Annotated in this window: 22 protein-coding genes; 8 read left to right on the forward strand and 14 right to left on the reverse strand. The window is 68.3% G+C overall.

The annotated features are described in order from the left end of the window. Positions 1-141: 141 nt before the first annotated feature. The 5 genes from AAC067_RS13095 to AAC067_RS13115 all read left to right on the forward strand — a co-directional run bounded on the left by AAC067_RS13095 (position 142) and on the right by AAC067_RS13115 (position 3,596). A complete protein-coding gene (locus AAC067_RS13095) occupies positions 142-1,065 on the forward strand; it encodes an amidohydrolase (protein WP_339933258.1) in 924 nt (307 codons plus the stop codon). 60 nt (positions 1,066-1,125) lie between these two features. Further along, the gene (locus tag AAC067_RS13100) at positions 1,126-1,791 is read left to right on the forward strand and encodes a glutathione S-transferase (protein ID WP_339933260.1); all 666 of its coding nucleotides are present in this window, start codon (positions 1,126-1,128) and stop codon (positions 1,789-1,791) included. A gap of 47 nt (positions 1,792-1,838) precedes the next feature. Further along, positions 1,839-2,027, forward strand: a complete 189-nt coding sequence (locus AAC067_RS13105; RefSeq protein ID WP_339933262.1) for a hypothetical protein — start codon at positions 1,839-1,841, stop codon at positions 2,025-2,027. Between the two features lie 106 nt (positions 2,028-2,133). After that, positions 2,134-2,607 (forward strand): transcription elongation factor GreA, encoded by a 474-nt coding sequence (gene greA, locus AAC067_RS13110; RefSeq protein ID WP_339933264.1) that lies wholly within the window; start codon positions 2,134-2,136, stop codon positions 2,605-2,607. After that, on the forward strand, positions 2,598-3,596 hold the full coding sequence (locus AAC067_RS13115) for a mitochondrial fission ELM1 family protein (protein ID WP_339933266.1): 999 nt from the start codon (positions 2,598-2,600) through the stop codon (positions 3,594-3,596). Before greA ends, AAC067_RS13115 begins: the two co-directional genes overlap by 10 nt. Positions 3,597-3,705: 109 nt before the next feature. Here the strand turns inward: AAC067_RS13115 and AAC067_RS13120 are convergent, their stop codons facing one another. Next, positions 3,706-5,235 carry a DUF389 domain-containing protein gene (locus AAC067_RS13120; RefSeq protein WP_339933268.1) on the reverse strand — a complete coding sequence of 510 codons (1,530 nt, stop codon included), beginning with the start codon at positions 5,233-5,235 and terminating at the stop codon, positions 3,706-3,708. Between the two features lie 16 nt (positions 5,236-5,251). Further along, positions 5,252-5,434, reverse strand: coding sequence for a hypothetical protein (locus AAC067_RS13125; RefSeq protein WP_339933270.1), 183 nt, complete (start codon positions 5,432-5,434; stop codon positions 5,252-5,254). Positions 5,435-5,510: 76 nt separating this feature from the next. On the opposite strand from AAC067_RS13125, the gene trxB reads away from it, so the two are divergent. After that, positions 5,511-6,518 carry a thioredoxin-disulfide reductase gene (trxB, locus tag AAC067_RS13130; RefSeq protein WP_339933272.1) on the forward strand — a complete coding sequence of 336 codons (1,008 nt, stop codon included), beginning with the start codon at positions 5,511-5,513 and terminating at the stop codon, positions 6,516-6,518. A gap of 6 nt (positions 6,519-6,524) precedes the next feature. Here trxB and AAC067_RS13135 read toward each other — a convergent pair whose 3' ends face one another. From AAC067_RS13135 to AAC067_RS13150, 4 genes are all read right to left on the reverse strand, one after another. After that, complete coding sequence (locus tag AAC067_RS13135) at positions 6,525-6,932, reverse strand: response regulator (RefSeq protein ID WP_339933274.1); 408 nt, start codon at positions 6,930-6,932, stop codon at positions 6,525-6,527. Positions 6,933-7,011: 79 nt separating this feature from the next. Further along, on the reverse strand, positions 7,012-8,946 hold the full coding sequence (locus tag AAC067_RS13140) for a PAS domain-containing protein (RefSeq protein ID WP_339933276.1): 1,935 nt from the start codon (positions 8,944-8,946) through the stop codon (positions 7,012-7,014). Positions 8,947-9,053: 107 nt separating this feature from the next. Beyond that, the gene (locus AAC067_RS13145) at positions 9,054-10,181 is read right to left on the reverse strand and encodes a cell wall hydrolase (RefSeq protein WP_339933278.1); all 1,128 of its coding nucleotides are present in this window, start codon (positions 10,179-10,181) and stop codon (positions 9,054-9,056) included. A gap of 98 nt (positions 10,182-10,279) precedes the next feature. Next, a complete protein-coding gene (locus tag AAC067_RS13150; protein WP_339933280.1) occupies positions 10,280-10,759 on the reverse strand; it encodes a Dps family protein in 480 nt (159 codons plus the stop codon). A 155-nt stretch (positions 10,760-10,914) separates the two neighbouring features. Between AAC067_RS13150 and AAC067_RS13155 the strand changes: the two genes are divergently transcribed. Beyond that, the gene (locus tag AAC067_RS13155; RefSeq protein WP_339933282.1) at positions 10,915-13,725 is read left to right on the forward strand and encodes a PAS domain S-box protein; all 2,811 of its coding nucleotides are present in this window, start codon (positions 10,915-10,917) and stop codon (positions 13,723-13,725) included. A 34-nt stretch (positions 13,726-13,759) separates the two neighbouring features. Here the strand turns inward: AAC067_RS13155 and AAC067_RS13160 are convergent, their stop codons facing one another. Beyond that, positions 13,760-14,122, reverse strand: a complete 363-nt coding sequence (locus AAC067_RS13160; protein WP_339933284.1) for a DUF6481 family protein — start codon at positions 14,120-14,122, stop codon at positions 13,760-13,762. A gap of 201 nt (positions 14,123-14,323) precedes the next feature. After that, positions 14,324-14,521 (reverse strand): hypothetical protein, encoded by a 198-nt coding sequence (locus tag AAC067_RS13165; RefSeq protein WP_339933286.1) that lies wholly within the window; start codon positions 14,519-14,521, stop codon positions 14,324-14,326. A gap of 551 nt (positions 14,522-15,072) precedes the next feature. On the opposite strand from AAC067_RS13165, the gene AAC067_RS13170 reads away from it, so the two are divergent. Next, positions 15,073-16,170, forward strand: coding sequence for a cell wall hydrolase (locus tag AAC067_RS13170; protein WP_339933288.1), 1,098 nt, complete (start codon positions 15,073-15,075; stop codon positions 16,168-16,170). Positions 16,171-16,206: 36 nt separating this feature from the next. Here the strand turns inward: AAC067_RS13170 and nadC are convergent, their stop codons facing one another. The 6 genes from nadC to AAC067_RS13200 form a co-directional block, all read right to left on the reverse strand. Next, positions 16,207-17,064 (reverse strand): carboxylating nicotinate-nucleotide diphosphorylase, encoded by an 858-nt coding sequence (nadC, locus tag AAC067_RS13175; RefSeq protein ID WP_339933290.1) that lies wholly within the window; start codon positions 17,062-17,064, stop codon positions 16,207-16,209. Next, positions 17,061-18,584, reverse strand: coding sequence for an L-aspartate oxidase (locus AAC067_RS13180; RefSeq protein ID WP_339933292.1), 1,524 nt, complete (start codon positions 18,582-18,584; stop codon positions 17,061-17,063). The genes nadC and AAC067_RS13180 overlap by 4 nt, the downstream gene beginning before the upstream one ends. Continuing rightward, on the reverse strand, positions 18,581-19,441 hold the full coding sequence (locus AAC067_RS13185; protein WP_339933294.1) for a site-2 protease family protein: 861 nt from the start codon (positions 19,439-19,441) through the stop codon (positions 18,581-18,583). Before AAC067_RS13185 ends, AAC067_RS13180 begins: the two co-directional genes overlap by 4 nt. A gap of 109 nt (positions 19,442-19,550) precedes the next feature. Next, positions 19,551-20,642 (reverse strand): quinolinate synthase NadA, encoded by a 1,092-nt coding sequence (gene nadA / locus AAC067_RS13190; protein ID WP_339933296.1) that lies wholly within the window; start codon positions 20,640-20,642, stop codon positions 19,551-19,553. Between the two features lie 85 nt (positions 20,643-20,727). Then, entirely contained in the window at positions 20,728-21,252 is a 525-nt protein-coding gene (locus tag AAC067_RS13195; RefSeq protein ID WP_339933298.1) for a methylated-DNA--[protein]-cysteine S-methyltransferase, read from the reverse strand. Further along, positions 21,233-22,342, reverse strand: coding sequence for an Ada metal-binding domain-containing protein (locus AAC067_RS13200; RefSeq protein ID WP_339933300.1), 1,110 nt, complete (start codon positions 22,340-22,342; stop codon positions 21,233-21,235). Before AAC067_RS13200 ends, AAC067_RS13195 begins: the two co-directional genes overlap by 20 nt. Positions 22,343-22,374 lie beyond the last annotated feature (32 nt).

Consider the following 22,374-nt stretch of genomic DNA (forward strand, 5'->3'; position numbering starts at 1 on the left):
CGGTCGAAAGCGGACCTTGGGTATTTTTCCAATAGCGGACGTCGAACCGGGCTCGCCTAAACATATCGCTGGAATCTCAGCGCGACGAAAGCAGCTTTCACTTGCAATTCGGCAAAAAGACAACCCCGTGGTGAGAAGCACATGCGCGCCTGCGGCCACGATGTGCACATCACCGCCCTGATCGGCACCGCCCGCCAGCTGATGGCCCGTCGCACCGACTGGTCCGGCACCCTGGTGCTGATCGCCCAGCCGGCCGAGGAGCGGATCTTCGGGGCCCGGGCCATGGTTGAGGACGGCCTCTACACCCGCTTTCCCAAGCCGGACTACGCCCTGGCCTTTCACGTCGCCGCCGGTGTGCCCGCCGGGCGCATCTCGGTGCCGCTGGCCATCACCGCGTCCAGCTCGGACAGCGTCGACATCGCCGTGCACGGCGTCGGCACCCACGGGGCCTATCCCAATCTGGGCGTCGATCCGGTGCTGGTCGCCTCGACCATCGTCGTCAATCTGCAGTCACTGCGCAGCCGCACCGTCAACCCGCTGGAGGGAGCCGTTGTCACGGTCGGGGCCATCCACGGCGGCATCAAGCACAACATCATCTCCGAGCGGGTCGACATGCAGCTGACCGTCCGGGCCGACAGTCCCGAGGTGCGCACCCTGCTGCTGGACGGCATCGACCGCGTCGCCCGCGGCACGGCCGTCGCCCTGGGCGTACCCGAGGACCGGATGCCGGTCGTGGTGCGCTCGACCACCGAGACCACCCCGCCGACCATCAACGACACCCCGACCGCCACCCGGGTCCGCGCCGCCATCGCCGGGGCCATGGGCGAGGCCCGGATGATCGATGAGCCGCGCAAGGGCATGGGGGCCGAGGACTTTGCCTATTTCGTCACGCCCGAGAGCGGGGTGAAAGGGGTCTATTTCAGCGTCGGCGGTACGCCCGAAGCCGAACTGGACACCGCCGCCGGCCACCATTCGCCGCTGTTCCGGATCGTGCCCGAGCCGTCGGTCACCGCCGGGGTCGAGGCCATGGTCGTCGCGGCCGAAAGCCTTATGCCGAAGAGGTGAAGACGCTTGCCGGACGTTGCGTCACCCGCCCATGGTGACGCAACCTTCCGGAGCGCCGTCATGATCATCGTCCATCACCTGAACGACTCCCGCTCGCAGCGGGTGCTGTGGCTGCTCGAGGAGCTGGGCCTGCCCTATGAGGTGAAACGCTACCAGCGCGATGCGAAGACCAGCCTGGCCCCGGCGGCGCTGAAGGCCATCCATCCGCTGGGCAAGTCGCCGGTGATCGAGGATGGCGACGTTCGCGTGGCCGAGACCGGGGCGATCATCGACTATCTGCTGGAGGTCCACGGCAACGGGCGGCTGAAACCGGCGTCCGGCACGGACGCGGCGCGCCGCTTCACCTACTGGCTGCACTATGCCGAGGGCTCGGCCATGACGCCCCTGTTGCTGAAACTGGTGTTCAGCCAACTGCCGAAGCGTTCGCCCCTGCTGATCCGCGGCGTGGTCAAGGCCGTGGCGGGCAAGGTGCAACAGAGCTTCATCGATCCGCAGATCGTCAGCCACATCGGCTACTGGGAGGCGGAACTGGGCCGGTCTGAATGGTTCGCCGGCGACGCGTTCAGCGCCGCCGACATCATGATGAGTTTCCCGCTGGAGGCCGCCGGCAGCCGGGTGCCGTTCGGGCCGGACAAGCCGCGCATCACGGCCTTCCTCAAGACGATCCACGCCCGCCCCGCCTGGCAGCGGGCGCTGGAGCGCGGCGGGCCCTACAGCTACGGCTGACCGACCGGTGATCTGCAACCGGGGAGCGGGCCCGGCGTTAACCGGCCATGCGCGTGCAAATCCCACAGATCGTCGCGGCCCTGCTCGCCGCGCTCGCCTTCTGCCTGGCCTTCATGGCCGCGGGCATCCTGATCGTCTCGACCCTGTTCATGGGGCTGGGGCTGGCGGCCATCGCCTGGCTGGCCTGGAGCCTGATTCGTCAGGTCCGGTCGCGGACCCGCAATCCGGTGGCTTGAGTCTTGGCGCGGGGTGCCCTACCCTCTTTGGCCGGTCGCTAGCGCCCAGCGACTATCTGTGCCGAGTAAGTCTCTCAGTCGGGCGAAACAAGAAACTCACGACACTATGGAAAAAGTGCCTATGACGGGCGAGGGCTACCGTGTCCTCGACGATCAACTCCGACAATTGAAGTCGGTCGAACGGCCGAGCGTCATCGCGGCAATTTCCGAGGCGCGTGCGCACGGCGACCTGTCCGAAAACGCCGAATACCATGCCGCCAAGGAGCGGCAAGGGTGGATCGAGGGGCAGATCGCCGACATCGAGGACAAGATCAGCCGCGCCCAGGTCATCGACGTGTCAAAACTGTCCGGTGATCAGGTGAAATTCGGCGCCACGGTCACCGTGGTCGACGAGGACACCGAGGAAGAGGGCCGCTACCAGATCGTCGGCGAACACGAGGCCGATGTGAAACAGGGCCGGATCTCCGTCTCCTCGCCGATCGCCCGCGCCATGATCTCGAAAGAGGTCGGCGACGTGGTCGAGGTCAACACCCCCGGCGGCGTCAAGGCCTACGAAATCCTCAAGGTCGAGTGGAAATAGGCGCACCCGCGCGACCGCTCACGGTCTGGGTCGTCTCCGACGGCCGGGCCGGCATCGAGAATCAGGCGCTGGGACTGGCGGAAGCCGTCCAGCGCCTGACCCCGGCCGTCATCACGATCAAACGCATCCACTGGCGGCCCCGGGCCGACAAATTGCCGGTCTTGCTGAAGACCCCGGCCCTGCTGGACCCGTCGTCGGACTCCGTCGTTCCCGGCCCCGACGAGAGCTGGCCCGATCTGTGGATCGCCACCGGCCGCGCCACCCTGCCGCTCAGCCTCGCCGTCCGTCGCCGCTCCGGCGGTCGCACCTTCGTGGTCCAAACTCAGGACCCGCGCCTGTCACCGTCACGCTTCGACATGGTCGTGGCCCCGGCGCATGATGAGCTGGCGGGGGACAATGTCTTCCGCATCACCGGCTCGCCCCACCGCGTCACCCCGGCCCGCGTCGCCGCCGCCGCCGCCGAAATGGCCGACACTCTCAGCCCCCTGCCCCGCCCGCACGTCGCGGTACTGGTCGGCGGGCGTTCGGCCGCCTTTGACCTGACCGAGGCTCACGCCGCCGATCTGGCCGACCGGATTGCCCGCGCGATCCGCGCCGCCGGCGGCTCGCTGCTGCTGACCTTCTCGCGCCGCACCCCGACCCCGGCCCGGGCGGTGATGATCGACCGGCTCGACAAACTGCCCGGCCTGATCTGGGACGAGCACGGCCCCAACCCCTATTTCGCCTTCCTCGGCGCGGCCGATCATGTGCTGGTCACCGAGGACAGCGCCAACATGGCCGCCGAGGCCGCCGCCACCGGACGACCCGTACACATCCTGCCGATGGTGCCGCGCAAGCCGGGCGGCAAGTTCGCCCGGCTGCACGCCGATTTGGAAGACCGGGGCGCGACCCGGCCGTTCGGGGCCACCCTGCCGGTCTGGACCTATGAGCCGCTGGCCGAGACCGATCTGGCCGCCCGCGCCGTCCTCGATGCCATGGCGGCGCGCTAGACCATTGGTGTTTCGGGTCGAAGCGACCCGAATCCAACAAATGACCCAGCCTCAAGCTGAAGCGAAATCCGAGCCGGACGGGGCTTGGTCCAACTGAACCGGTTTCGCTCTAGCCCAGGGCGATCCGGGCCAGGTTGCGGTCACTGCGGTTACAGGCCGGGCCGTCGGCCTCGGCCAGGGCCACCCCCATGGTGGTCAGGGCGGCGACGAATCGGGCCTGGGCCCCCGGCGGGGCGATCGCCCCTTCGTCCACTTCGGGAGCCGGCTCGGGACGGCAGAAGCTGACCCGCGGCCGGGCCCGCCAGCGCCCGAGAGCCCAGGCGGCCAGTTGTACGGCATCGGGATCGCCCAGATCGACCGTATCCAGCGCCGCCAGCGGTGGCGTGACCCAAACGGCAACCCCGTCGAACCGCCCCTGAAGACCCTTTTCCAGCGCATAGGCGCTGGCCAGGTCGAGGCCCGCGTCGGGCCGCAAAAGCACGATGGCCTTGGTACCGGAATCGTCGGTCATCACTGCATCGGTGGCAAAGGGCACCGCGTCGGTCAGCCGGGCTCGCAGCGTCTGGGCGGCCGTGGGGGTCGACACCGGACTGGCCTGGACCGCCCGGGACGCCGCCCGCGGGTCGGCGACGACGATCTGGTCCAGCGTGACCTTGACCGGGGTATGCAGCGCGGCATTCAGGCGCGCCTGTAGGCGTGACTGGGCGTCGGGGATCAGGGTCCGGGTGCTGATCAGGGCCGAGACCGTGGTCTCGCTATGGTCGCTGCGGACGTCCAGCAGGGTGACCCGCGAATCCGCGCCGCTGAAGATTTCAGCCACCGCGATTCGGGTCTCGGCCGTGGCCTTGCTCTCCAGCCCGATCGACCGCAGCGACACCACCAGCGGGGCGGCCAGCACAGCAAAAACCAGCAGCACGGCCAGTCCCCGCCACGGGGCTGGACGTTCCCCGAGCCGGGGCCGGAAGCCGAAGAAACCCGCCGTCAGGGTCGCGGCCAGGGCGATCGCCACCAGGTTGGTCATGAACAGGAAGAAGGCCCCGCCGGCGACGCGCCAGTCGGCGGTCCCCAGGCCGAAGCCGATGGTGGCGATAGGCGGCATCAGGGCGGTGGCGATGGCCACGCCGATGATGGTCTCGCCCCGCTGGCGCACCACGGCATAGGCTCCGGCCACACCCGAGAACACGGCGATCAGCAGGTCGAAGAAATTGGGGCGGGTGCGCGCCAGAATCTCGGCCGTCGGCTCTTTCAGCGGCGACACCCAGGTCAGCAGCAGGGCCACCACCAGCGCCACGAAGAAGCCGATGCCGACCGCGAACAGTGCCCGTTTCAGCTCATCCCAGTCCAGCAGGGTCAGCGAAAATCCCAGGGCTACGATCGGCCCCATCATCGGCGACACCAGCATGGCCCCGATGACCACGGCCGGAGAGCCCAGCATCAGGCCGAGGGTGGCGATGGCCGCCGAGATCACCGTCATGATCAGATAGCGGCCACTCATGCCGCCGTTTTCATAGACGTTGGCGGCCACACCCTTGTGATCGACGCCGCGACGCGACAGGGCCAGCGCCCGGCGCACCAGGCCGCGCATATCGCGCATCCCGGCATCGCTGTTGGTCGGTTTGGGGGAGCCGGGCTTCGTCATGAATGTCGCGCTGGCGTCAGTGGCTGCCGTCGCCTTTCCGACGCCGCGCGTCGCGCCAGTCCAGCGCAAGTCCGATCAGCAGACCAAGGGCGATTCCGACGCCGATCCCCAGCGCCATATTGCCGAGGACCGAGCCGAGGGCGACGCCGACTCCGGTGCCGATGGCCAGGGCGACCCCGAGAAAACTACGTTCCGGCATGACAATCTCCGCTCGAATGCGACTTCGTTGTCACCATACCATCGCGCGCGGGGGAATCAGCGCCTAAATGGAGGGCATGAACACTCCTCGTACCGTCCGCGTCGCCATCATCGGTTCCGGCCCCGCCGGCTGGACCGCCGCCATCTATGCCGCCCGCGCCATGCTGGAGCCGGTGATCATCGCCGGCCTGCAGCCCGGCGGCCAGCTGACCATCACCACCGATGTCGAGAACTATCCCGGCTTCGCCGAGGTGATTCAGGGACCGTGGCTTATGGAGCAGATGAAGGCCCAGGCCGAACACGTCGGCACCGAGGTGATCGAGGATATCGTCGTCTCGGCCGACCTGTCGTCGCGCCCGTTCCGGCTGAAGCTGGATTCCGGCACCGAGATGTTGGCCGAAACCGTGATTATCTCGACCGGGGCCCAGGCCAAATGGCTGGGACTGGAAAGCGAGCAGACCTATCAGGGCTTCGGCGTCTCGGCCTGCGCGACCTGCGACGGCTTCTTCTATCGCGGCAAGGACGTGATCGTCGTCGGCGGTGGCAATACCGCGGTCGAGGAGGCGCTGTTCCTGACCAATTTCGCCGCCAAGGTGACCGTGGTCCACCGCAAGAACGAGTTCCGGGCCGAACGCATCCTGCAGGACCGGCTGTTCGCCAATCCCAAGGTCGAGGTTATCTGGGACCACCAGATCGACGAAATTCTGGGAGTCACCGCCGACGGCGGCAGCAATGTCACCGGCGTCCGGCTGAAGCACGCCAAGACGGGTGAAACTCGCGAGGTCGCCGCCGACGGCGTGTTCATCGCCATCGGTCATGCCCCGTCATCGGAGCTGTTCACCGGCCAGCTGGAAACCAAGACCGGCGGCTATCTGGTGGTCAAGCCAGGCAGCACGGCCACGGCCATCGAAGGCGTTTATGCCGCCGGCGACGTGACTGACGACATCTATCGCCAGGCGGTTACGGCCGCGGGCATGGGCTGTATGGCAGCACTGGAGGCGGTGCGTTTCCTCGCCGAGGAGGATCACAAGGCGGCCCACAAACCGATCAGCCACCACGAGGCCGAGAAGATCGGCGTCTGGTAGCGAGGCTCAGGCGAACAGGCGCAGGTCGGGCGGCAGGTATTCGGCGACACGGCCGGCCCGGCGGCTCAGCGCATAGGACACGGCCGACTGCACCGCGCGTTCGTCGACCGGCTTGGACAGCACGCCGATGGCCCCGGCCACACCCTCACGCACCATGCCCGGGTTGGCGGTGACGAACAGGACGGTGATGCCCATGGCCTGCGCCAGCTCGCGACCCAGGGCCATGCCCGTCGGCCCGTCCGACAGATGGATGTCGACCAGGGCCAGATCGATATCGACGGCCTGCGCCAGCTCACGGGCACTTTCGGCGTCTGCGGCCGTGCCGACGACCTCATGACCCAGATCCTCCAGCACGAAGCGGAGTTCCATGGCCACAAGGGCTTCATCCTCAATGATCAGGATACGGGCGGACATGGGCCTGGTTTTAAAACTCTGCGGGGATTCAAAAACTTTCACTGCTTCATCAACGCCGAAACATATGCCGGGTTTCGCGTTAAGTTGCGGATGCGACATTCTGTGCCGCACGTCGGCGTGACAGGGCCGTGGCGGGCAGGTCCACGGTCATTCGCAATCCGGCCGCAGCCCAGTCCCGTTCCAGCCGCCCGCCCAACTGTCCCTCGACCGACAGGGTCGCCAGCGACGAGCCGAACCCGGCGCGCTCGGGCACGCCCTTGACCGGCGGCCCCCCGTGCTCGGTCCAGGTCAGGATGAACCGGTCGTCAGCGGCGCGCGTCACCAGGTCGACATGGCCGCCTTCAAGCGACAGGGCCCCGTATTTGGCGGCATTGGTCGCCAGCTCGTGGAACAGCAGGGCCACCGAGGTTGCAGCTTGATCGTCGAAGGTCGCGTCATCGCCCGAGATGCGGATGCGCGCTGCGCCGGTAGCGTCGGCGTAGGCTTGGAACAGCGACTGCAGGAAGGCGTGCAGGGTCATGCTGCCGACCGTGGGTCGCGACGTTTCGGTATGCGGGCGTACGAACTCATGGGCCCGGGCCAGGGCGTTGATGCGCGTCCGCAGTGAGGCGGCAAATTCCCTGGCCTCGGGGAACTGCCGCGCCGACAGGGCGACAAGGGCCGAGACCACGGCGAAGATGTTCTTGATGCGGTGGCTAAGCTCCTGGCTCAGCAGCTCCTTGGCCTGGTCCATCCGCTTCAGGTCGTCGATGTCGGTGCAGGTGCCGAACCAGCGCACAATCTCGCCCGCCTCGTCGCGGATCGGCATGGCCCGGCCCAGCGTCCAGCGATAGACGCCATCGTGGCGGCGCAGCCGGTATTCGATCTCATAGGGCTCGCCAGTCTCCAGCGAGTGCCGCCAAAGTTCCCAGGCGCGGTCCTGGTCCCCGGGATGGAACATGCCGTTCCAGGCCTCGCCGTCGGTCGACCCGGACTCCATGCCGGTGAACTCGTACCAACGAGCATTATAATAATCGTGGAAGCCGTCCGGCCGGGTCGACCACACCATCTGGGGCATGGAGTCGGCGATGGCCCGGAAGCGCGCCTCGCTTCGGGCCAGGGCCGTCACGGCATCGGCCAGCTCGGCCTCGCGCGCCTTTCGGTCAGTGATGTCGACCACTACGCCGGGAAAGCGGTTCGGGGTGCCGTCATGGTCGCGATAGACCTGTCCGCGCACGATCACCCAGCGCAGCGGCCGTCCCGGCACCGTCAGCCGGTATTCGCTGACGTACAGATTGCCGCTCTCCAGCGTGGCTTCGATTTCGGCACCGACCCGGTCGGCGTCGTCGGCGTGCAGGGCGCGGGTGAAGACCTCGAGCGGGACTCCCGCTTGACCGGCGACCGGGTCGACGCCGTACATCTCGCAAAAGCGTTCATCGGCCACGATCCGGTTTGAGGCCACATCCCAGTCCCAGGCCCCGACATATTCCGAGGCCGCCAGGGCGCGGCGGGTCGTCTGTTCGCTCTCGTCGCGGGCCTTCAGGGCGCGGCGCAGCTCCAGCAGGTTCATTACCTGGCGCGCCAGCACCTCCAGCGACTGGGTCTGGAACGCCGTCAGACCCTGCGGTCGGGGCTCGCTGTCCAGCACACACAGGGTGCCCAGCGGCAGGCCCTCGGCGGTAACCAGCGGTGCCCCGGCATAGAAGCGGATGTGGGGCGGACCGGTGACCAGGTCATTGTCGCTGAACACCGGATCGGTCGCCGTATCGGCGACGACCATGACCTCGTTCCCGAGCATGGCGTGGGCACAGAAGGAAACGTCACGTCCGGTCTCGCGGGCCTCCAGCCCGACGCGGGCCTTGAACCACTGCCGGCCCTCCGCGACCAGACTGACCAGGGCCGTCGGCGCGTCACAGATCCGCGCGGCCAGGGTGGCGAGATCATCGAATTCAGCCTCGGCCTCGGTGTCCAGCACGTCATAGGCGTGCAGCGCCGCCATGCGGGCCGCCTCGGTCCAGGACTGTCTGATCGTCACTTTGTCTGTCGACACCGGTGGGCCTTGAAGAGGCGCGCAGCGCCGAGGGGATGAGAGATAATGCAGAGTGGCCCCAACCGTTGCAGCGAGACCGGGCCGGACATCAATCAGCGAACGGGTCGGCCCACTTCTTCCACGGCCATCGCCGTCACGCCGGGCGGCGGAGGTGTGACCTCCGGGGCGGGGGCTTCGAACGCGGCCAGCCGGGCATTAATGGCGGCGATCTCGTCCTTGTCCGGCTGACGTCGCCCCCCCAGCGAGGCAATGCCGACGACGCGGGGATGACCGTCAACCATCACCGTGGTCGGAGCTTCGGGCAGGATCGCAACTTCGCCAGCCTCGTCGCTCACCGTCAGCAGGCGCGGGCGGGCGAACCGGGCCTCATCGATCTTCGGTTCACGCCCGGCATAGGCCTGACGGAAGGCTGACGGCTCGCCGGAAAAACCCTTCCAGCGATAGAAGATGTGCGTCCCGACCGTGGCCAGCTTGTTCAGCGACGGGGCCCACCACGGGTGGACATAGTTGGCATGATAGTGGGTCGCCGTGCCGACATTGGTCGCGACATGGCCATCCAGCGCCCGCTCGGCCACAGCCCGCGCGCGGGTCCAGATGCCGGCAATCGGCGTTCGCGCCAGAGCGCCGTCACAGGTGAAGCTGAACTGGCAGCCGGTCACCCGCTCGGCCCCTTCGTACACCACACCGCAAACGGTGTTGGCATAGTTGCGATCCCGCACGCGGTTCAGCACCACCTGGGCCACAGCCGCCTGTCCGACCTCAGACTCCAGCGCCGCCTCGTAATAGACTGCCTGGGTAAGACAACGCAGGGCACGGCTGCGGTCCTCGTCACTGGCGGACCGAAACCGGAAGGGGCGCACGGCCCGCAGCAGCCCGACGTCGGCCGGGATCGCGGCGTTGATCTGCTGCGCCCGCAGTTCTGCCGGACCAAGCATCAGGGATAGCTTGCTGGTCAGGGTCGCGGTGGGCAAATCCTGAGGCGGACCATCGGGATTGTTCGGATCGTGGCGGATCGCGACGGCGAGGGTGGCCGGGTCGAGCCCGGCCTCGCCCGGGCCGCCGCCGGCCAGCCTCGCCAGAGCTTCAGCGCGTTGGACGTCATCGGGGCGGGGCGTGGAGCCGGCGGCCATGGCCACGCCGAACACGGCCAGGGCAGCCGGAATCGCCGCGGCCATGCGGCGCGTCACTTTCAACGTCGATGTCCAGTCGATGTCAGCCAAGTTGGAATCCGTGACAGGGGTCGTCCTGCGCAAGATACCAGACTGACAGGATTTGACGGCGCTTTTCGGGCGAAAGGCACCGGCTGACCGCCCCCCGGTCAGCGACTTCCGAGTGTCGAGCGCAACATCCAGGCGGCCTTTTCATGGGCGGCGAGGCGGGTCGTGAGCAGGTCGACCGACACATCGTCGCCGTCCGAATCCGCCGATTTCAGCGCGGCGCGGGTGGTGGCGATCAGGGTCTCGTGGTCGACCATCAGCTCCTTGAGCATGGCCTGGGCGTCCTTCTCGGGATCACCGTCCTTGATCGCGGTCAGATTGGCGAAGGTCGCATAGCCCTGGGGGGCGAACTCGCCCAGCGCCCGGATGCGCTCGGCGATGATATCCAGGGCTTCCCAGATTTCGCGATACTGGGTTTCCAGCAGCGTGTGCAGGGCGAAGAATTCCGGGCCGCGAATGTTCCAGTGATAACCGTGCGTCTTCAGATAGACGGCATAGCTGTCCGCCAGAACCTTCGTCAGCTCACGTGCCACGTCGGTCCGCTCGGTCTTGGTCAGGCCCGTGTCGATGGTCGTCGCCATGTTTTGCTCCCGTGGCTTTATAAGTCGATATTGCAGCCCTTCAGGTGGTGTCTCACGCGCTGAACGCCAAGCGTCTGAAGGCAAATTTCGGGCCCGGGAACACCGGGCTGTCTCAGGCGTTGTATAGCGTCGCTTGGGCGACGGGCGGGGGCCGGATGAACGCAGTTGCGTTGTTCAAACGCGTAACGGACACGGACGCCGCCATGGTGTGGCTGGCCCGGGTGCGCCCGAAATCGTTCGGCCTCAACATTCTGATCGGCATCGCCGCCGCGCTTGCGTTGCTCGCGGTGCGCTGGGCCTTCTCGGCCTTCTACGGCAACATCACCGGCTTCATGATCCTGTTGCCGGCCGTCATCCTGGCGGCCCTGGCCGGCGGGCGCACGGCGGGGTTCGCTGCCACGGCCACAGCCCTGGCGGGCGGCTGGCTGCTGGTCGGTCCGAACGGGGCCGGCGTGGACATGACCAGCCCCCTGGCACGGGTCGCCACCGTCAATTTCATCCTCGTCGGCATCTTCGCGACGGTGGTCGCCGCGGCCCTGCGCCGGACGTTGCTGCGCCTCGACCACTCGATCGAAGCCCTGCGCGCCTCGGACGCCCGTCTCGACGACGGCGAACGACGGCTGGAAATGATCAATGAGCACGCCCCGGTGATGCTGTGGATGAGCGACCCGACGGGCGGCTGCACTCATCTGAACCGCGTGCAGCGTGCGTTCTGGGGCGTCACCGGCAAGGTCGAGAACTTCGACGTCCTGGAGGCCACCCATCCTGATGACCGCGACCGGCTGCGGAGCGTGGCGGGTGACGCCCACCGTCGCCAGATCCCGTTCGAGGTAGAGGTCCGCATTCGCCGTCATGACGGCGAATGGCGCGTCCTTCGGACCGAGGCCCGCCCCTACCACCGCAGCAACGGCGACTTCCAGGGGATGATCGGGGTCAATGTCGACGTGACCGACATCCGCGAATCGAACGCCCGGCTCGCCGCCAGTGCCGCCGAACGGGACGCCATCCTGGGCCAGCTGGCCGAGGGCGTCATCGTCACCGACCCTGAGGGCCGGATCGTCTTCATCAACGAAGCGGCACAGCGGCAGCACGGGATCAAGGTCCTGGGCAGCGGTCCAGACGACTACACCCGGACGTTTCAGCTGTTCACCGAGGACGGCCACCCCTATCCAACGGAGCAACTGCCTCTGACCCGGGCCGTGCGTGACGGCGAGACCGTAACCGACGCCCGCTGGCGCATTCGCCGTCCGGACGGCACCGAAGTGGTCGCCGTCGGCAATGCCCGCCCCGTGACCGGCCTTGACGGTGCCCGTATCGGGGCCGTTCTGACGCTCCGGGACGAAACGGCGCGGGTTCAGGCTGAAAACCGCCTGACCGAGTCCGAGGCCCGTTTCCGCACCGTTGCCGACAGTGCCCCGGTGTTTATCTGGATGACCGATCCGGAAACCCGCATCACCTTCGCCAACCGCCACTACCGGAGGGTCTTCGGCGTCGATACCGGCGAACTGATGGGGGCCCGCTGGAAGAAGCTGGCGCATCCGGACGATATCGATTCCTTCTCCGAGGCCTTCATCAAGGCCATGAAGTCGCGCGCCCGGTTCGAGGGCCTGCTGCGTATCGATCACGGCGACCTCGGCCTGCGCTGGCTTCGCTGCGAGAGCATTCCCCGTTTCGACGCCACCGGCGAGTTCCAGGGTTATGTCGGGGCCAGCCTCGACGTCACCGACGCCAAACGCGCCGAGGACGACCTGAAACGCATCAATGAACTGCTGGAAGAACGCGTCGGCGCGGCCCTGGCCGAAAAGGCTGAGGCCGAGGCCAATCTGATGCACGCCCAGCGCATGGAGGCGGTCGGTCGTCTGACCGGCGGTGTGGCCCACGACTTCAACAATCTGCTGACCGTGGTGATCGGGGCGCTCGACATCATCCTGCGTTCGCCCGACGATGCGGCCAAGCGCAAGAAGCTGGGCGAGGCCGCCCTGGCCGCCGCCCGACGCGGCGAAGGCCTGACCCACCAGCTGCTGGCCTTTTCACGCCGCCAGACGCTGCGGCCGGAACCGACCGATCTCAACGCCCTGATCCGCCAGAGTGACCCGCTGCTGCGCCGCGCCGTCGGCGAGGCGATCGAGTTCAAGCTGAAACTGCGCCGCGGCGGCGTCCGGGTCAGTGTCGACCCCGGCCAGTTCGAGGCCGCCCTGCTCAATCTTGTGGTCAACGCCCGCGACGCTCTCGGCGATAGCGGCGAGGTTGTGATCCAGACCCGGATCCGCAAGGTTGCCGCCGGGGAGGTCCATGAGCTGCCACCCGGCGAATACGTCTGTGTCACCGTATCGGACACCGGCACCGGCATGGCCCCCGACGTCATCGACCGGGTGTTCGAACCCTTCTTCACCACCAAGGCGGTCGGCAAGGGTACCGGCCTCGGCCTGAGCCAGGTCTATGGTTTCGCTCGCCAGAGTGGCGGCGGGGCCAGGATCACCTCGACCGTCGGCGAGGGTACGGAAATCTGCATCTACCTGCCGCCGCTGGCCGTCGACAGCCCTGCCGTTGATGCACCCATGATGAGCCCGACCCGGCCGGTGGCGGCCGGGCGCCGGCTGCTGCTGGTCGAGGACGACGTCGGCGTGGCCGATGTGGCGATGGAGCTGCTGAAAGGGCTGGGCCTGGAGGTCCAGGCCGTCGAGACCGGGCCCGAGGCGCTGGCGGTGCTTGAGACCGAGCGGTTCGACATCATGCTCAGCGATGTGGTGATGCCGGGCGGCATGACGGGGGTCGAACTGGCCCGGACCTGTACCCGCAACCATCCCGACATGCGGATCGTCCTGACCTCGGGCTATGCCGGCGGAGCTGTGGACGCGGCCCTGACGGACGCGCCCTGGCCGTTCCTGCGCAAACCTTATTCGGTCGACCAGCTGGGGCGGATCCTCGGCGACCTGACACCGGTCGACGCCGCCTCAACCGGCTGAGTCGGTCGCGGGGGCACGCGCCCCCGGACGATGATTAGCGCTGACGAGCCTTGCGGGCAGCGTAGCGAGCGTCGCGGGCGGCCTTCTGGTCGGCCTTGGACACGGCCTTGCGTTCCTTGCGGGCCCCGCGCTTCTCAGCCTCGACTGCCTCTTCGGCTTCACGCTCGGTGGCCAGGCGGACAGCCTCCTTTTCGGCGCGCTCGCGTCGCTGCTCAGCCTTTTCCAGCTCGTGCTGCTGGCGCAGGGCTTCCTTCTCGGCAGCACGTTTGGCGGCCAGCTTGTCGAATTCAGGGTCCGGAGCCGCCGCCTTGGGCTTGAAGCGAGCGAGCAGGGCCTTCTTGGCTTCCTGCTGGGTGGCAATCCGGTCGGTGAAGGCGGTCTGTTTCAGATCTCTCATGCGGAGGTCGGTAAATCCCAAAATAGTGACAGGCGGCAAAATGGCCGCGAACGGGCGAGCGATGCTCAGCCCGGCGGCGTGCCTAAGCGGAAACCACAGCAAAAATCAAGGTTGGGGCAAAAGAATCCACCCCGTCACCGTACCGTTTCGCCCACTCGAGATGCCGATTCGGGGCCAATTCCAGGGGGCGGCGCAGGCGAGCTATTCCGACTTGTCGTCCTTGGCCATGATGGCACCGGCCACGCCGCCGACGGCGGCACCGACCGGCCCGGCGACCACGGCACCGGCCACGGCACCGGTGGCGGCCTTCTGTTCCATCGTGGTCCCGCAGCCGGACACGGCCAAGCCAAGGGCGGCAAGCGCGACGAGAGGGGCAGCGGCGGCGGTCAGTCGAATCATGACGGTCTTCCTGTGAATCAGTGCCGCTGCAACGTATCGGCGGCCCGCAGGGTTCCAATCCACAGAATTCATCGCGCCGCAGCCGTACATGAAAGTCACGTTTGGCAACAAAGCGTGCAACGCAGCATCTCCATGCGGGCTCCGTTGAGCTCAAGCTGAGCAGATCCGTTCAACCTGATACAGTATTGGTATCGTTCACTTCGCCCCGGAGTCCGCCCGGGGGGAGATTTGCACGACTCAACTCACGGGGGAGTGCCGCGATGTTGCACCGCACCCAAAACTTGCGAATCGAACACATTGAGGCCATAAACGGCTGGCTTAAGGCGCGTCCCCGACGGTTTACCTTTCGATAACTGTCGGTATCCGGCGCTGGACCACGACTTGCTCAGGTGGGTCGACCAGTACCGAATTGAGAATTTCAGGGGCGGCATTGCGCCCTGCGGAACAGGATAGAGCCTTTGTCGCATCCCTCGCACCAGCGTGTGTCCTTGCACGCCGATCGCGCAGCCCGTATTCGGCCCGTGACGGCAGCAGTGGCCTTTGGTGCACTGGTGGGACTGACAGTCGGCGGCGCCTATGTGGGCGGCTCGGCGGCCAGAGCGACGACGGTACGCGCCCAGGCGGAGCGTATCGAGGGGGCCACGGCCGCCGGATTCACCGAAGAAGCCCTGTCGGCCGCGGCCGGGGGCCTTGATGCCAGCGCCCTGTCCATCGCGCGTCGCCATGATCCCTATACGGTCGCCGGCGGGGCCCAGCGCGATCGTCAGGCCCAACTGCTCACCGCCCGGCTCGAACAGCTCCGCACCCAGCCCGGCTCGGGCCTGCGCCAGGTCAGCCTGACCTCGGCCGTCTCGGCCGCCCGTCCTTTCCGCCTCGGCAATGCCCTCGACGAATCGCGTGATCTCGAGTGCCTGACCCAGGCCGTCTATTATGAAGCCCGCGGCGAAGGCCGCGACGGCATGAAGGCCGTGGCCCAGGTCGTGCTCAACCGGGCCCGCCATAAAGCCTTCCCCAACAGTGTTTGTGGCGTCGTCTTCCAGGGGGCCGCGCGCCGCTCGGGTTGCCAGTTCAGCTTCACCTGCAACGGTTCGATGCGCCGTGGCGTCAATCCGGTCGCGTGGAACAGGGCCCGTGACGTCGCCTCCAAGGCCCTGTCCGGCAGCGTCTTCGCCAGCGTCGGCAACGCGACCCATTTCCACACCACCGGCGTCTCGCCCGGCTGGCGCAACTCGTTGATCCGGGTCAATCAGGTCGGCAGCCACCTGTTCTATCGCTTCGGCGGGCGTTCGGGTTCCAGCGCGGCCTTCAACTACACCACCCGCCCGTCGTCCAACGATGACCAGCCGCGCCTGATCCAGGCCAGCATTGATCCGACCGAGTCGGTCCGTCAGGCCGGTCAGGCCGTGGCCTACACCCTGGTCCTGGCCCAGGAAGGTCTGGCACCCGCCGCCGAGCGCGCCGAGGCCGCCCCGGCTACCCGTCCGACGCCGGCACCGGTTGCCGTCGCCACGCCGCCGGTCGCCACACCCGCCGCCCGCCCGGCCCAGACCGGTGCCTCGGCCGCGAACACCCCTGCCCCGCGCCCGGCCGCCACCGTGCCGACCACCCCGGCCGCAACGACCGCGACCCCGGCTCAGCCCACCGCCTGATCGTTCGGGCCCCGGATTCGGGCCACCTTCAGCCGGTCAGCCGATGTCCAGGCCGATATCCAGTGCCGGAGCCGAGTGGGTCAGCGCCCCGACCGAGATCACATCGACGCCGGTGCGGGCGATCCCCGCCACTGTGTCCAGATTGACGCCACCCGAGGCCTCGAGGATCACTGCCCCGAACGGGCTGGTCTTGCGCCGCCGCACCGCCTCGGTCAGGTCCTCGATACTGAAGTTGTCCAGCATGATCACGTCGGGCGTTTCGGCCAGGGCCTGATCCAGCTGGTCCAGACTGTCGACCTCGACCTCGATCTTCATCAGATGGCCGACCGCGGCCCGGGCCCGGCGCACCGCCGCCGACACCCCGCCGCACACGGCGATGTGGTTGTCCTTGATCAGGATGGCGTCATCCAGACCGAAGCGGTGGTTGGCTCCGCCGCCACAGACCACGGCGTGCTTCTCCAGCGCCCGTAGCCCCGGCGTGGTCTTGCGTGTGTCGACGATGCGCGCGCGCGTCCCCTTGATCGCCTCGACATAGGCCCGGGTCAGGGTGGCGATGCCGCACAGCCGTCCCAGCAGGTTCAACGCCGTGCGCTCGGCCGCCAGGAAGGCGCGGGCGTCGGCCTCGACCTCGGCCAGCACCGCTCCGGCGGCGAACGCCTCACCGTCGCGCATCTTCAGGACGATCGTCGCTTGCGGGTCCATGGCCAGCACCGCCAGCCGCACACAGTCGATCCCGGCCAGCACGCCTGGCTTGCGCGCGGCGAATACGGCCTTCATCCGCGCATCCTCTGGAATACAGGCCTGGGCGGTGACGTCACCACCCCGGCCCAGGTCCTCGGCCAGGGCCATGCGCACGACGGGTTCGATCAACAGGTCGGGAAGCCGGCGGATCATTGTACGAGCTCGATCTGGTGCGGAGCCATGGCCGCCTGTTCACGCTGGACGCGCGTATGGCGGGCCCGGGTTTCGGTCTGCGGATAGTCCGAGCGCCAGTGGCCGCCGCGGCTTTCGCGCCGGGCCAGGGCGGCCTCGGCGATCAGGCGTGCCGCCGTCACCGGCGCGGCCCCGGGCCATTTGGCGTCCAGTCGGTCGATCAGGGCGATCAGGGCGGTAAGGCCCGCTGTATCGCGCACCACCCCGGCCCAATCGCTCATGCCGCGGCGCAGCTCGGCCAGGGCCGATTCCGGCAGGTCAGCTCCCGCCCGCACCGGCAGCAGTGCCCCCTGCCCGCCGAATTCGCTCGCCGCAGCCTGACCGGTGCGCCGTCCAAAGGCGGCCGCCTCCAGCAGCGAGTTGGAGGCCAGACGGTTGGCCCCGTGCACGCCCGTCGCCGCGCACTCACCCACGGCATAGAGACCCGGCAGGCTGGTGCGTCCGTCCGATCCGGCGGCGATCCCGCCCATATGATAATGGGCCGCCGCGGCGACCGGGATCGGCGTCTCGCGCGGGTCCAGCCCGGATCGCATACAGGCGGCGAACACGGCCGGGAATTCATGGGGGAATTTCGAACCGACCGCGGTCCGGCAGTCGAGAAAGGCCCCCCGCCCCGCCACACGCGCCGCATGGACGGCCCGGGCCACGATGTCACGCGACTGCAGGTCGGCCGCCGGGTCATCGCCCAGCAGGAACCGGCCCTCACCATCGATCAGCCGCGCGCCCTCGCCGCGCAGGGCCTCGGTGGCCAGCGGCATCGGATCAAGGCCGACATCCATGGCCGTCGGATGGAATTGCACGAACTCGGGGTCGAGGATTTCGGCGCCCGCGCGCCAGGCCAGGGCCATACCCTCACCCAGCAGGGCAGCCGGGGTGGTCGTGGCCGCAAACAGCCCGCCCGACCCGCCGGTGGCCAACACCACGGCCGGGGCCAGCACCTCGACCGACCGGTCGCCGCGCGCGATCAGCACGCCCCGCACCCGGCCGGTGGCGTCCTGGATCAACGCCTGGAGGTGTCCGTCCTCCCAGACCTCGATATGGTCGGCGGCACGCACCGCCGTGACCAGGGCCGACAGGATGGCGCGTCCGGCCCCGTCGCCGCCGACCCGGGCCACCCGGGCCCGCGAATGCGCGGCTTCCAGACTGACCTCAAACCCGCCGCCCGCATCGCGATCGAACGGCGCGCCCAGCCGGGCCAGCCATTCCACCGTGGCCCGCCCGTCGCCGGTCAGGGTCCGGGTCGCCTCGGCCTCGACCAAACCCGCCCCCGCCGCCGTGGTATCGGCCGCATGCAGGGCCGGGGCGTCATCAGCCGACAGGGCCGCGGCCACACCGCCCTGGGCCCAGGCCGAGGAACAGGCCTCCAGCAGGGGCGCGGGTGTGATCACCAGCACCTTGCGCGGGGCAGCCTCCAACGCCGCCGACAACCCGGCCAGTCCCCCGCCGACGATCACGGGACCGTCGTGATGGATGCGGCTCACCGGCCGAAACCCAGATAGTTGCCGGCGATGGTCAGGGCCCCCGTCACCGTGCCGTCGGTCAGCGGAATCAGGGCCGCCATCGTCACCCCGGCACAGGCCACCGCGGCCAGCACGAACAGGCCGACGCTGTAGCCGGCCTCGGCCCCGCTCAGCGGCCGTCCCTCGGGACGCCAGGCCCCGCGCCTCAGATGGCCGAACAGCGCCAGGGCCAGGAAGGCGGCGAAGATATAGCTGCCGTTGGAGATGCCCCACAACACGACCAGCGCGCCCATGGCGATCATCGCCCCCTTCTCGACCATCGGATGGATGCGGGCCAGCACCGGCCCCAGGGCTCGCGACCCGTCCAGCGGCGGGGCCGGAGCCAGATTGATCAGATTGATCGCCGCGATCACCACGGCACCCAGCAGCCAGACCTTGCCGCCCAGCACGAGGAACAGGATGAAGAACGGGATGGCCGCCAACAGACCGAAGAGGGGGCCAGCCAGCGACACCTTGACCCCTTCCCATTCACTCTCGGGCATACGCTGGCCCCGGGCCATGCCGCCGAGGAAGGGGATGATGTAGATCTTGGCCGGCCCCATGCCGTAGCGATTCATCGCCAGCACATGGCCGTACTCATGCACCAGCAGGCCCCAGATGGCGGCCACGGCCACCACCCAGCTGCGGGTGAAATACCAGAGGAGGCCCGCCAGCAGGGCCGTCGAGATCAGGGCCCAGACCAGCGACTGGCCCTGAACCGCCGGCGGACCCGCCACGCCCGCAGGCGTGCGGGCCGTCGTCGTTGCGCCGGGCGCGGCACCGGCGGGCTCCGGCTTGGGATCCCAGGGACCGGGGCGGCGCGTGTTGTTATCTGTCATCCCGGGGACGTGGCCTTTTCCGAGCGCAGCCACAAGGCCAGCAGGGCGAGAAGCCGCAGGCTGCGGGGGTCGATCGACGCCACGGCGCTGACGGGGGGCACATAGTGCATCAGATCAGCTCCACAGCGACATGGTGACGGGCCTTGATCATGTCATAGCGCGCCGGAACCAGCGGCGGCGGCAGGTCGACCATCCGCTGCACTGCCTGTCGAGCCGGAGCGATCATCGCCTCGGGCACCGTGACCTCGAACTGCATGTTCAGCAGGCAGTCGCGGATGTTCTCCAGCGTGATCCGCTTCATGTGCGGGCACAGGTTGCACGGGCCGATGAACTGGACGCCCTCGACCTCGCCGGCGACATTGGCGGCCATCGAACATTCGGTCAGCAACACCACCTGTCTGGGGCGGCGCGCCGTGACGTGGTCGATCAGGGCTGCGGTCGAGCCGGCGAAGTCCGAGGCGGCCAGCACATCCTCCGGGCATTCCGGATGGGCCAGGATCTCGGCGTCGGGATAGGCCGCCCGCATCTCGGCGATGTCGGCCCCTGTGAAACGCTCATGCACTTCGCAGCGGCCCTTCCAGGCGATGATGCCGATGTTCGTCTGCGCCGCGACATTCCTGGCCAGAAATTCGTCGGGGATCAGGATGACGCGATCGACACCCCATTCCTTCGCCGCCCACTCTACCACCTGCACGGCATTGGCGCTGGTGCAGCAGATATCGGTCTCGGCCTTCACATCGGCCGTGGTGTTCACATAGGTGACCACCGGCAGGCCCGGATAGCGCTGCTTGATCAGCCGCACATCAGCCCCGGTGATCGAGGCCGCCAGCGAACAGCCGGCGCGCAGGTCGGGGATCAGTACCGTCTTTTCGGGGCTCAGGATCTTCGAGGTCTCGGCCATGAAATGCACGCCCGCCTGGACGATCACCTTCGCCTTCGACCGCGCCGCCTCCTTGGCCAGCCCCAGACTGTCGCCGACATAGTCGCCGACCCCGTGGAAGATTTCCGGCGTCATATAGTTGTGGGCCAGGATGACGGCGTCGCGCTCGCGCTTGAGCCGGTTGATCTCGACGATCAACTCGGCCTGGGCCGGCCACTCCATCGGGGTGACGAAATCCTTGACCTTGTCCCAGACCGGCGCGGTTTCGCGCGCCGTGGAATCCGAGAGTCCGAACATCCGGGTGTCGTGGCCGTCAGCCATATCCGCCTCCTTGCGGGGCTTATGCTCAAAGTTAGCATAAGCAGGTACAATGTAGTCCTGTAGGAGGTGAATGCAAGGGGGCGGTTCAGATCAGCGTCGCGCCCTCATGGGCCAGCAGCCATTTCTTGCGCGCCAGCCCGCCCGCATAGCCGGTCAGCGTGCCGTTGGCCCCGATCACCCGGTGGCAGGGGACGATGATCCCGACCGGATTGGCCCCGTTGGCCAGACCCACGGCCCGCACCGCCTTCGGCCGGTCGATGGCCGCGGCCAGCTGGCCATAGCTGCGCGTCTCGCCCGCCGGGATCGCGCGCAAGGCGGCCCAGACCTGACGCTGGAACGCCGTGCCGCCGGTGCGCACCGCGACCCCGTCCAGCGCCGAGCGGTCGCCGGCGAAATAGGCGTCGATCGCCGCCCGCACCGTCGCCGGTGCCCGTCCCGGCGTCAGCACCACCGGCCCGTAATGGCGCGTCAGCAACTGCATCAGCCGGCCCTCGAAATCGTCGAAATCCAGCGCCCGCACGGCCCCGTCCCCATCGGTGACCAGCAGCAGTTCGCCGACCGGGGTGGTGATCCGGTCGAGGGTCAATTGTTCAGGCAGCTTGGCGGCCATGATCGCTCTCCAGGGATGTCAGTTCAGTCTCGGTGATGCCGGCCATGTGCAGATACAGCGCGCCATAGGCCCGCCACGGCCGCCAGGTTTCGGCCCGTCGCATCAAGGCCGGGCCGGCTCCGTCCAGCCGGTCGCTGGGCGCGTCCTCGCCGGTGTCGATCCAGTCCCCCGGCAGCCGCAAACCGGGCCGGGCTGCCAGCAGCGGGGCCAGCAGCGGATCGGCCGACAGATCGCGGGCAATGGCCTGCGGGTCTGCCGACAGGTCGAACACCCGCCGCACCCGCGCCAGCACCCCGGGCAGGGCCTTCAGGTCGCCGGCCTCGACCGCCACCGTCAGCCGCCCGGGCGCACCGGGGCTGACGCTGACCGTCCCGCTCGTGCCGTCGACCGCCATCGTCAGATCTCGTGTCCAGCGTCCGTCGACCACCGTGTCCCCGCGCGCCGTCAGGGCCGCGAGCAGCGCCCCGAGGTCACAGGGCTCGCGATAAGCCAGACTCAGCCGCACCCCGCCGTCCGAGGGCCGCTCGGCCCGTCGGCGCAGGGCCGAAGGCGGGCGTCCGTACAGGGTCTGGAAGGTCTCATTGAAGCGCCGCACACTGCCGAAACCGGCGGCATGGGCCACCTCGGCCATGGTCAGGTCGGTCTCGTGCAGCAGGGCCTTGGCCAGCAGCACACGCCGGGTCTGGGCCACACTGACCGGGGCCGCGCCCAGATGCTGGCGGAACAGCCGCCGTAGCTGGCGTTCGCCCACGCCCAGCCGTCCGGCCAGGGCATCGACATCGGCCTCGTCCAGCGCCCCCGCCTCGATCAGGGCCAGGGCCCGGCTGACGGTGTTGGAAGTGCCGCGCCACGCGCCCAGATCCGGGGCCGTCTCGGGCCGGCAGCGCAGGCAGGCCCGGAACCCGGCTTCCTCGGCCGCCGCCGCCGTAGCGACAAAACGCATGTTGCCGCGCTTCGGGGTCCGCGCCGGACAGACCGGACGGCAATAGATCCCGGTCGTCTTCACACAGCCGAAGAAACGCCCGTCAAAACGGGCGTCGCGCGTGACGACGGCGCGATAGCAGGCCTCCTGATCCAGCGACGTTTCCATGACCTCAGACTGAACCTTCGCCCCGCCGATGT

The sequence above is a fragment of the uncultured Brevundimonas sp. genome, from assembly GCF_963977465.1.
Lineage (GTDB): Bacteria > Pseudomonadota > Alphaproteobacteria > Caulobacterales > Caulobacteraceae > Brevundimonas.

Excerpts from the sequence above, each read along its gene's own strand:
- AAC067_RS13095 (WP_339933258.1), top strand. The coding sequence starts at position 142 with ATGCGCGCCTGCGGCCACGATGTGCACATCACCGCCCTGATCGGCACC.
- AAC067_RS13100 (WP_339933260.1), top strand. The coding sequence starts at position 1,126 with ATGATCATCGTCCATCACCTGAACGACTCCCGCTCGCAGCGGGTGCTG.
- AAC067_RS13105 (WP_339933262.1), top strand. The coding sequence starts at position 1,839 with ATGCGCGTGCAAATCCCACAGATCGTCGCGGCCCTGCTCGCCGCGCTC.
- greA (WP_339933264.1), top strand. The coding sequence starts at position 2,134 with ATGGAAAAAGTGCCTATGACGGGCGAGGGCTACCGTGTCCTCGACGAT.
- AAC067_RS13120 (WP_339933268.1), bottom strand. The coding sequence starts at position 5,235 with ATGACGAAGCCCGGCTCCCCCAAACCGACCAACAGCGATGCCGGGATG.
- AAC067_RS13125 (WP_339933270.1), bottom strand. The coding sequence starts at position 5,434 with ATGCCGGAACGTAGTTTTCTCGGGGTCGCCCTGGCCATCGGCACCGGA.
- trxB (WP_339933272.1), top strand. The coding sequence starts at position 5,511 with ATGAACACTCCTCGTACCGTCCGCGTCGCCATCATCGGTTCCGGCCCC.
- AAC067_RS13135 (WP_339933274.1), bottom strand. The coding sequence starts at position 6,932 with ATGTCCGCCCGTATCCTGATCATTGAGGATGAAGCCCTTGTGGCCATG.
- AAC067_RS13150 (WP_339933280.1), bottom strand. The coding sequence starts at position 10,759 with ATGGCGACGACCATCGACACGGGCCTGACCAAGACCGAGCGGACCGAC.
- AAC067_RS13155 (WP_339933282.1), top strand. The coding sequence starts at position 10,915 with ATGAACGCAGTTGCGTTGTTCAAACGCGTAACGGACACGGACGCCGCC.
- AAC067_RS13160 (WP_339933284.1), bottom strand. The coding sequence starts at position 14,122 with ATGAGAGATCTGAAACAGACCGCCTTCACCGACCGGATTGCCACCCAG.
- AAC067_RS13165 (WP_339933286.1), bottom strand. The coding sequence starts at position 14,521 with ATGATTCGACTGACCGCCGCCGCTGCCCCTCTCGTCGCGCTTGCCGCC.
- nadC (WP_339933290.1), bottom strand. The coding sequence starts at position 17,064 with ATGATCCGCCGGCTTCCCGACCTGTTGATCGAACCCGTCGTGCGCATG.
- AAC067_RS13185 (WP_339933294.1), bottom strand. The coding sequence starts at position 19,441 with ATGACAGATAACAACACGCGCCGCCCCGGTCCCTGGGATCCCAAGCCG.
- nadA (WP_339933296.1), bottom strand. The coding sequence starts at position 20,642 with ATGGCTGACGGCCACGACACCCGGATGTTCGGACTCTCGGATTCCACG.
- AAC067_RS13195 (WP_339933298.1), bottom strand. The coding sequence starts at position 21,252 with ATGGCCGCCAAGCTGCCTGAACAATTGACCCTCGACCGGATCACCACC.
- AAC067_RS13200 (WP_339933300.1), bottom strand. The coding sequence starts at position 22,342 with ATGGAAACGTCGCTGGATCAGGAGGCCTGCTATCGCGCCGTCGTCACG.